This is a genomic window from Streptomyces atriruber (assembly GCF_001418325.1).
Classification (GTDB): Bacteria; Actinomycetota; Actinomycetes; order Streptomycetales; family Streptomycetaceae; genus Streptomyces; species Streptomyces atriruber.
Genome location: NZ_LIPN01000489.1, coordinates 1 through 7,377, shown reverse-complemented (window position 1 = coordinate 7,377; position 7,377 = coordinate 1). Strand labels below are relative to the sequence as shown.

The 7,377-nt window shown below is 71.7% G+C and carries 5 protein-coding genes; 3 read left to right on the top strand and 2 right to left on the bottom strand.

Annotated features, from left to right (window positions below; genetic code table 11):
* The 3 genes from AOK03_RS36795 to AOK03_RS36785 all read left to right on the top strand — a co-directional run.
* Positions 1–1,186: PucR family transcriptional regulator (locus tag AOK03_RS36795; RefSeq protein ID WP_208609673.1), on the top strand; the 1,186-nt coding region annotated here is incomplete at its 5' end.
* A gap of 71 nt (positions 1,187–1,257) precedes the next feature.
* On the top strand, positions 1,258–2,904 hold the full coding sequence (qcrB, locus tag AOK03_RS36790) for a cytochrome bc1 complex cytochrome b subunit (RefSeq protein ID WP_107098205.1): 1,647 nt from the start codon (positions 1,258–1,260) through the stop codon (positions 2,902–2,904).
* Between the two features lie 73 nt (positions 2,905–2,977).
* On the top strand, positions 2,978–3,832 hold the full coding sequence (locus tag AOK03_RS36785; protein WP_055569727.1) for a metallophosphoesterase family protein: 855 nt from the start codon (positions 2,978–2,980) through the stop codon (positions 3,830–3,832).
* A gap of 512 nt (positions 3,833–4,344) precedes the next feature.
* On the opposite strand, the gene AOK03_RS36780 is transcribed toward AOK03_RS36785, so the two are convergent.
* Both AOK03_RS36780 and AOK03_RS36775 read right to left on the bottom strand, forming a co-directional pair.
* Complete coding sequence (locus tag AOK03_RS36780) at positions 4,345–5,829, bottom strand: helix-turn-helix domain-containing protein (RefSeq protein WP_055569726.1); 1,485 nt, start codon at positions 5,827–5,829, stop codon at positions 4,345–4,347.
* 138 nt (positions 5,830–5,967) lie between these two features.
* On the bottom strand, positions 5,968–7,377 hold a 1,410-nt coding region (locus AOK03_RS36775; RefSeq protein ID WP_055569725.1), incomplete at its 5' end, for a glycosyl hydrolase family 18 protein.

Below are 7,377 nucleotides of genomic sequence, written 5' to 3'. Positions count from 1 at the left end.
GGAGACCCGGGCCGCGCTCGTCGACCTCAACGCCGCCACCGAGACCATCCGCGCGCACAGCAGGGCCATGCGCCGCGCCGAGCAGGCCCACGACCAGCTCACCGATCTCGTGCTGCGCGGCGGCGGCGCCGACGAGGTCGCCGACGGCATCGCCGCCCTCCTCGACGGTGGCGCCCTCATCCACGACGCGGACGGCCTCGAACTGGCCCGCACCGGCACCGGACCCCTGCCGCCACCCGCCCCCGCCGTCGCCGCCTCGCGCGCCAGCGGCCGCGCCGTGCCGCAGGACGGCACCTGGGTGTGCGCGGTCCTCGCCGGGCCCGAACTCCTCGGCAGCATCGCCCTCACCGGACGCCCCGAACTCGACGACACCGACCGGCGGTTGTTCGAGCGGGCGGGCGTCGTCACCGCGCTGCTCCTGCTGCTGCGCCGGTCGGTCGCCGAGACCGAGGACCGGGTGCGCGGCGAACTCCTCGGCGACCTGCTCGCCACCTCCGGCGACCCCGTCGGCCTCGCCGGGCGCGCCCGCCGCCTCGGTGTCCGGCTCGACCGGCCGCACGCCGTGTTCGTCGCCCACAGCGAGAGCGCGCCCCGCCCCCGGCTGCTCGCCGCCGCCCACCGCACCGCCCGCGCCCACAGCGGTCTGGCCGGGCTCCACCACGACGACGTGGTCATCGTGACCCCCGCCATGACCCCGGGCGGCGACGCCGTCGCGCTCGCCGCCGCGCTCGGCCAGACCGTGGGCGCCCCGGTCACCGTGGGCGCCGCGGGCCCGGTCACCGGCCCCGCCGGACTGCCCGCCGCGCACGCCGAGGCCCTGCGCTGCCTCTCCGCGCTGCGGGCCCTCGGCCACACCGGGCACGGCGCCGCCCTCGCCGACCTCGGCTTCGTCGGGCTGCTCATCGGCGAACAGGCCGACCTGGGCGGCTATGTGCGGGCGACGCTCGGCCCCCTCCTGGACTACGACGCCGAACGCGGCACGGAGCTGGTGCGCACCCTGGAGGCGTACTTCGGCCACGACCGCAGCCTCACCAAGGCCAAGACGGCCCTGCACGTCCACGTCAACACGGTGGTACAGCGCCTGGAACGCGTGGCACGGCTCCTCGGTGACGACTGGAACACGCCCGCCCGCACCCTGGAGATCCAACTCGCCCTGCGGCTGCACCGGTTGACGCCCCCGGGCTGATTTGTCACTTCCGCGGCTGTTGGAACCGTCACCCGTGCGACCTACCCTGGAACCGCCTGAAAGGGAGTCGCATGAGCGGACGCATCGAGCGCACCGGGACGACTGCACGACCTGTACGGCTCGGCAAAGGGGAGCGGATCGCCGACTGGGCGGACGGTAGACTCGGCATCAACACCCTGGCCAAGAGCCAGATGCGCAAGATCTTTCCCGACCACTGGTCGTTCATGTTCGGGGAGATCTGCCTCTACAGCTTCATCATCCTCATCCTGACCGGCACCTACCTCACCCTCTTCTTCGATCCGAGCATGACCGAAGTCGCGTACGACGGGTCGTACGTGCCGCTCAAGGGCATCCTGATGACCCGGGCGTACGAATCCACGGTGGACATCAGCATGGAGGTGCGCGGCGGCCTGCTGATCCGGCAGATCCACCACTGGGCCGCGCTCGTCTTCGTCGCCGGGATGCTCGTGCACATGATGCGGGTGTTCTTCACCGGCGCGTTCCGCAAACCGCGCGAACTCAACTGGGCGTTCGGCTGGACCCTGCTGTTCCTCGGCATCATCACCGGCCTGACCGGCTACTCGCTCCCCGACGACATGCTCTCCGGCACCGGCATCCGCTTCGCGCAGGGCGCCATCCTCGCCACCCCCGTCATCGGGACGTACCTCTCCTTCTTCCTCTTCGGCGGAGAGTTCCCGGGGGACGACATCATCCCGCGGCTCTATCCCATCCACATCCTGCTGCTTCCGGGCATCATGCTGGGGCTCGTCGTCGTCCACCTGATCCTGGTCTTCTACCACAAGCACACCCAGTTCGCCGGTCCCGGCAAGACCGAGAAGAACGTGGTCGGGGCGCCGCTCCTGCCCGTCTACATCGCCAAGGCGGGCGGCTTCTTCTTCCTCGTCTTCGGCGTTCTCGCGGTCATGGGCGCGGTGGCCACCATCAACCCGGTCTGGCTGATGGGCCCCTACCGCCCCGACCTGGTCTCCACCGGCGCCCAACCCGACTGGTACCTCGGGTTCTCCGAGGGGCTGATCCGGGTGATGCCGGGATGGGAGATCAACGCCTGGGGCCACACGCTCAACCTGGGCGTCTTCATCCCCTTCGCGCTCTTCCCGCTGATCCTCCTCGCCATCGGCGTCTATCCCTTCATCGAGTCCTGGGTCAAGGGCGACCGACGGGAGCACCACATCGCGGACCGCCCGCGCAACGCGCCGGTGCGCACCGGCCTCGGTGTCGCCTGGCTCACGCTGTTCGGCGTGCTGATGGTCGGCGGCGGCAACGACCTGTGGGTGACCCACTTCCATCTCTCCATCAACGCCGTCACGTGGTTCGTGCGCATCGGCGCCTTCGTCGTGCCCGTCCTCGCCTTCCTCGTCACGCACCGGATCTGCCTCGGCCTGCAGCGCAGGGACCACGAGAAGGTGCTGCACGGCCGGGAGACCGGCACGATCCGGCGCCTCCCGCACGGCGAGTACGTCGAGATCCACGAACGGCTGCCGCAGGCCGAGCTGTACCGCCTCACCGCCCACGAGCAGCCCCGCCCCTACGAGCTGGGCCCCGTCGTCGACGCCAACGGCGTCACCCGCAAGGTCCGCCCGTCCGAACGCATCCGTGCGCGTCTGGCCCGCGCCATGTACGGCCCGAAGGCGCAGGTGCCCAAGGCGACACCGGAGGAGTATCTGGCCGTCCGGCGAGGCGAGGGCGATCACCACTGAAGGCCCGTCGTCAGCACTGGCGGTGAGGCTCGGCGGCCGCACCGCGGGCCGCCTCGGTTAGCCTCGCAGCGTGATGGCATCCGAGAAGACTCCGAAGCTGCTCGCGATCAGCGACCTGCACGTGGCGTACGCGGAGAACAGGAAGTACGTCGAGACCATCCGACCCCGGTCGGACGGCGACTGGCTGATAGTCGCCGGCGACGTCGCCGAGCGCATGGCCGACATCGAGTGGGCGCTGCGCACGCTCGCCGGCCGGTTCGCCAAGGTGGTGTGGTCGCCGGGCAACCACGAACTGTGGACCCCCAAGGACGACCCGGTCCAGCTGCGCGGCGACGAGAGGTACCAGCACATCGTCGCGCTCTGCCGGGAGTTGGGGATCGCCACGCCCGAGGACCCCTACCCCGTGTGGCGCGGGCCGGGCGGCCCCGTCGTTGTCGCCCCGCTCTTCCTCCTCTACGACTACACCTTCCGCCCCGAGGGCACGCACACGAAGGAAGAGGCGCTGGCGGCCGCCCACGAGGCGGGCGTCGTCTGCACCGACGAGTACTTCCTGCACCCCGACCCGTACGCCACCCGCGACGACTGGTCCCGCGCCCGTGTGAAGCAGACCGAGGAGCGGCTCGCCGAGCGCCCGGCGGGCCTGCCCACCGTCCTGATCAACCACTGGCCGCTGCTGCGCGACCCCACCCGCATCCTGCGCTACCCCGAGTTCGCCCTGTGGTGCGGCACGGAGCGCTCCGCCGACTGGCACGTGAAGTACGACGCGGCCGCCGTCGTCTACGGCCATCTGCACATCCCGCGCACCACCGTGCACGACGGGGTGCCGCACATCGAGGCGTCCGTCGGCTATCCGCGCGAGTGGCGCAGGGACTTCCATCCGGATCCCCACCTGCGCCAGGTCCTGCCGGTGCCGCCCGTCGAGGGGTGAGGGGCGAGCCCCGCCACCCCTCGACACGGACCGCACAACGACCCGTCCCCCGCACGGGTCGTTGTGGCTGACGCAGCCCCGGCCCTCCACGCCGACGGGCCGGTTCTCGGGGATTCCCGGTGACACACCGCGTGCGACGTCCGATCCGTGGTGTCCGGGCGGCACGTGATGCTGTGGTCGGCGTGGCGCGCGCCGCCGCGACCAGCGGGATCGCCACGGCGGCGGCGAGCGCGGCCAGAACGAGGTTCCGGGCCGTCCTGCGCCTGCACGGCGCGATGAGTGTCCGCATGTGGTGCTCGATCACTTCGCGTCCCCTTCCGTGTGTCCGGTTCCTGACGTGCTGCTGTTGTCGGGCAACTCCCCCGTGCGCGTCGAGGGCGGAGTGACACAGGGCGCCGCCGACCCGTACAGACGCTAGAAGGTCGGGCGGTCCGCGGCCATGGTGCACGGTGCGCAACGGCGGGCCTCGGTTGTGCACGGTGCTCAGTGCTTCCGCATCAACGCCGCAGTGCTCAGCGCAGCCGGAGTTCGAGGATGCGCAGGGCGTGCACGAGGTCGGGGACGCCGGTGCCGTGGGTGAGCAGGTCGACGCCGAGGACGGCCTCCGCGGTCCGCAGGTGGGCCCGGACGGTGTTGCGGCTGATGCCCAGGCGGAGGGCGGCCCGCTGGGCGTCGGTGTCGGTGTCGAGCCAGGCCTGGAGCGTGCGGCGGTGGCGGGCCTGCAGGGGGCGGAGCAGGGTCTGGGCCCAGGCGGCGGCGGTTTCGACGGCCAGCAGGTCGTCAAGGCCGGGGGGTGGTTGGTGGGCGTCGCCCGGCGGGTCGGCGGCCGCACCGCTGAGCGCGAAGGCCAGGTGCACGGCGGCATGACACCGGACGTCCGTGAGGTTCTGGCCCAGGGCCTGTTCCACCTGTCTGATGTGCGCGGTGACGGTGTTGCGGCTGAGGCCCAGCAGACGCGCCACACCGGACCGGGGCACGCTCATGGCCAGACGGGTGATGTCGGCGCTGGTCTTGGGAACCGAGTCCAGCGGCCGCAGAAGCGTGCGGGCCCAGTGGGCCGCGGGCTGCGCGGGCAGGAGGCTCTGCAGCGAGGCCTGGCCGTGGTAGAAGGCCACGCGGCCGGGGGCGGCGCGGGCGGCGGCCAGGGCGTGCGCGGACTGGCTGTAGGCCTCGGCCGTCGCCCCGAGGGGGTGCGCGCCGCTGATGCCCAGTGCGTAGCGCGGGTTGTCCCTGACCAGACGGAGCAGGGTCTCGCCCAGTCCGGGCGGTCGGCCACGGCCTCCGGGGGCGCCTTCCTCCTCGTCGTCCGCGACGAGGCAGATCAGATGTTCCTTGTAGGCGGGGCAGTGCACCACCAGGTCCCGGCCGTGGTAGCCGGAAGGGTCCTGATGGATCCGCGCGATGCGGTCGCGGTCGGCCGTCGGACAGCGCAGCAGATGGATGCGCAGCCGTCCGGCCTCCAACAGCGGCGGAACGTCACCACCGGTCATCCGCCGGGCCAGTACCGGCCCTCCGGCCATCAGCGCGTGCAGCAGGGCGAGCCGTAACTGACGTGCCTTTCGCTGGTAGTCCCGCATGCTGCGATCGCTGTCGCCCGCCCGGCGCAGCATGGCGAGGACGCTGCTGGTGTGGGGGATCAGGGCGGCCGTCTCCGGGGCGGGCTCCGCGGCACCGGCCACCACGAGCACCGGGCGCGGCCCGTCCGGCCCGATGCCCTCACAGCGCACGTGCAGCTCTTTGGCCCGGGTCACGGCCGAGGCCAGCTCCCCGGTGCTCAGGCGGGCGAGCAGCGACGCGATCGGGCGCAACACGCCCGAGGGAAAGTCCTCGGTGGCCGACTCCACGCTGTGCGCGTCGTCGGCGACCAGCGCGACGTGGGCACCGGTCTGCCGGTGCAGCCAGTCGAGCACCCGTCGTATGTCCGGCTCGGCCGCGCCCCCGACCTGCCGCCGCACCTCGCGCAGCAGACCGTCGAGCCCGTCGGCCTGCCCCTGCACTTCCGTGGCACCGATCGCTCCGTCCCCCTTCGTGCCTGCCCCGGGGCGCCCTGCCGCCCCGGGTCGGGAACAGTTTCTCAGTTCGTCGCTCGACACGTCCGCCGTCGTGGCGGACCGCGGGGCGCGGGTTCAGCGGGCTCAGCAGGCCCCGAGGTCCTGCCAGACGCCCCACTGTCCGGTGGTGCCGGGCTCCTCGCCCGTCGTCCACCACTTGGCCTTCCAGGTGTGGCCCTTGTGCGAGACCTGCTGGCCGCCGGTGTAGACCGAGCTCGCGGCCCAGGGGGCCGCCGTGCACTGGTTGCCGTTGCCGCCGGTGATGGTGAGGGAGTACGTCACCGAGTGGGCGGCCGCGGGGCCCGCGCCGTTGACGGTGATCTCGTACGTGCCGTTGACTGCCGCGGCGGTCGTGCTGAGCGTGAGCGTCGAGGCTTCTCCGGCGGTCACCGAACCGGGGCTGAAGGATGCGGTGACACCGGCGGGCGCGCCGGAGGCGTCGAGCTTCACGGTCTGGGCGGAGCCCGCCGTCACCGCGGTCTTCACCGTCGCGCTGACGGAGCCACCGGCCTTGACCGTCCCGGCGGCCGGGTTCGCCGTCACCGAGAAGTCGTCCTTCGGTGCGGTGTCGCCGCTGGTGAAGGGCGCGAAGATGCGGGAGAAGTCCCATGTGTTCTGCTCGATGCCGGAGCAGTTGTCCGCGGCGGCGCCACCGGGACAGCTTCCGTTGTCCCGCTGGAGCGCCCAGAAGGAGATCATGTTGATCCCCTTGGCGACCGCCCAGTCGTACACCTGCCTGGCGTTGGCGAGCGTGAATGTCTCGGCCGGTCCGAAGTCGTCGACGCCCGGCATCTCGGTGATGCCGATCATGCCCCAGAGCTGGGCCGGGCTCTTGCCCGGATAGAGCTTGGCGAGCTGGTCGTACAGTCCCTGGGCGGCGGTCTTGGTGTCCTGCGCCATGTCGTGGGCGGCGTTGTCGTAGTAGTCGAACGTCATGAGGTTGGCGACGTCGACCCGCGCGCCGTTGGCCACGGCGCTCTTGAGCACGGCGAGACCGCTGGGTGCCAGGCCCCGGGTCGTCGTCGGCAGGGTGTACGAGATCTCCAGCTTGCGCCCGTTGGCGGCGGCCCAGTCCTGGACCTTCTTGATCGCCTTGTTCCGCCGGTCGATGCCGGCGGCGTTGTCCAGCGCGTCGACCTCGATGTCCATGTCGAGCCGGGGGATGTCGTAGGTGGTGATCACCTTCTGGTAGACGGCGGCTATCTGGTCGACGTCCGTACAGCTGTCGGCGATCTCGGTGCCGGTGGTGTCCGCCGTGTAGCCGCCGAAGGACGGAATGACGTCCCCGCCGCGCCCCTGGATCGTCTTGATGTCGGCTCCGAAGGACGACGAGGCGATGGGCAGCGAGGTGTCGCCGTTCCAGTAGGCGGTGCAAGAGCCCTTCGTCGCCGTCTGGAGGAACGCCATGGTCAGGTGCTTGGCCCCGGACTGGGCGCTGAGGGCGGCCGGGCTTTCCCCCGTCCACGACTCGAAGTAGGGGGCGAAGACGTGGGC

Coding starts and splice junctions, on each gene's coding strand:
- qcrB (WP_107098205.1), top strand. CDS start 1,258: ATGAGCGGACGCATCGAGCGCACCGGGACGACTGCACGACCTGTACGG.
- AOK03_RS36785 (WP_055569727.1), top strand. CDS start 2,978: ATGGCATCCGAGAAGACTCCGAAGCTGCTCGCGATCAGCGACCTGCAC.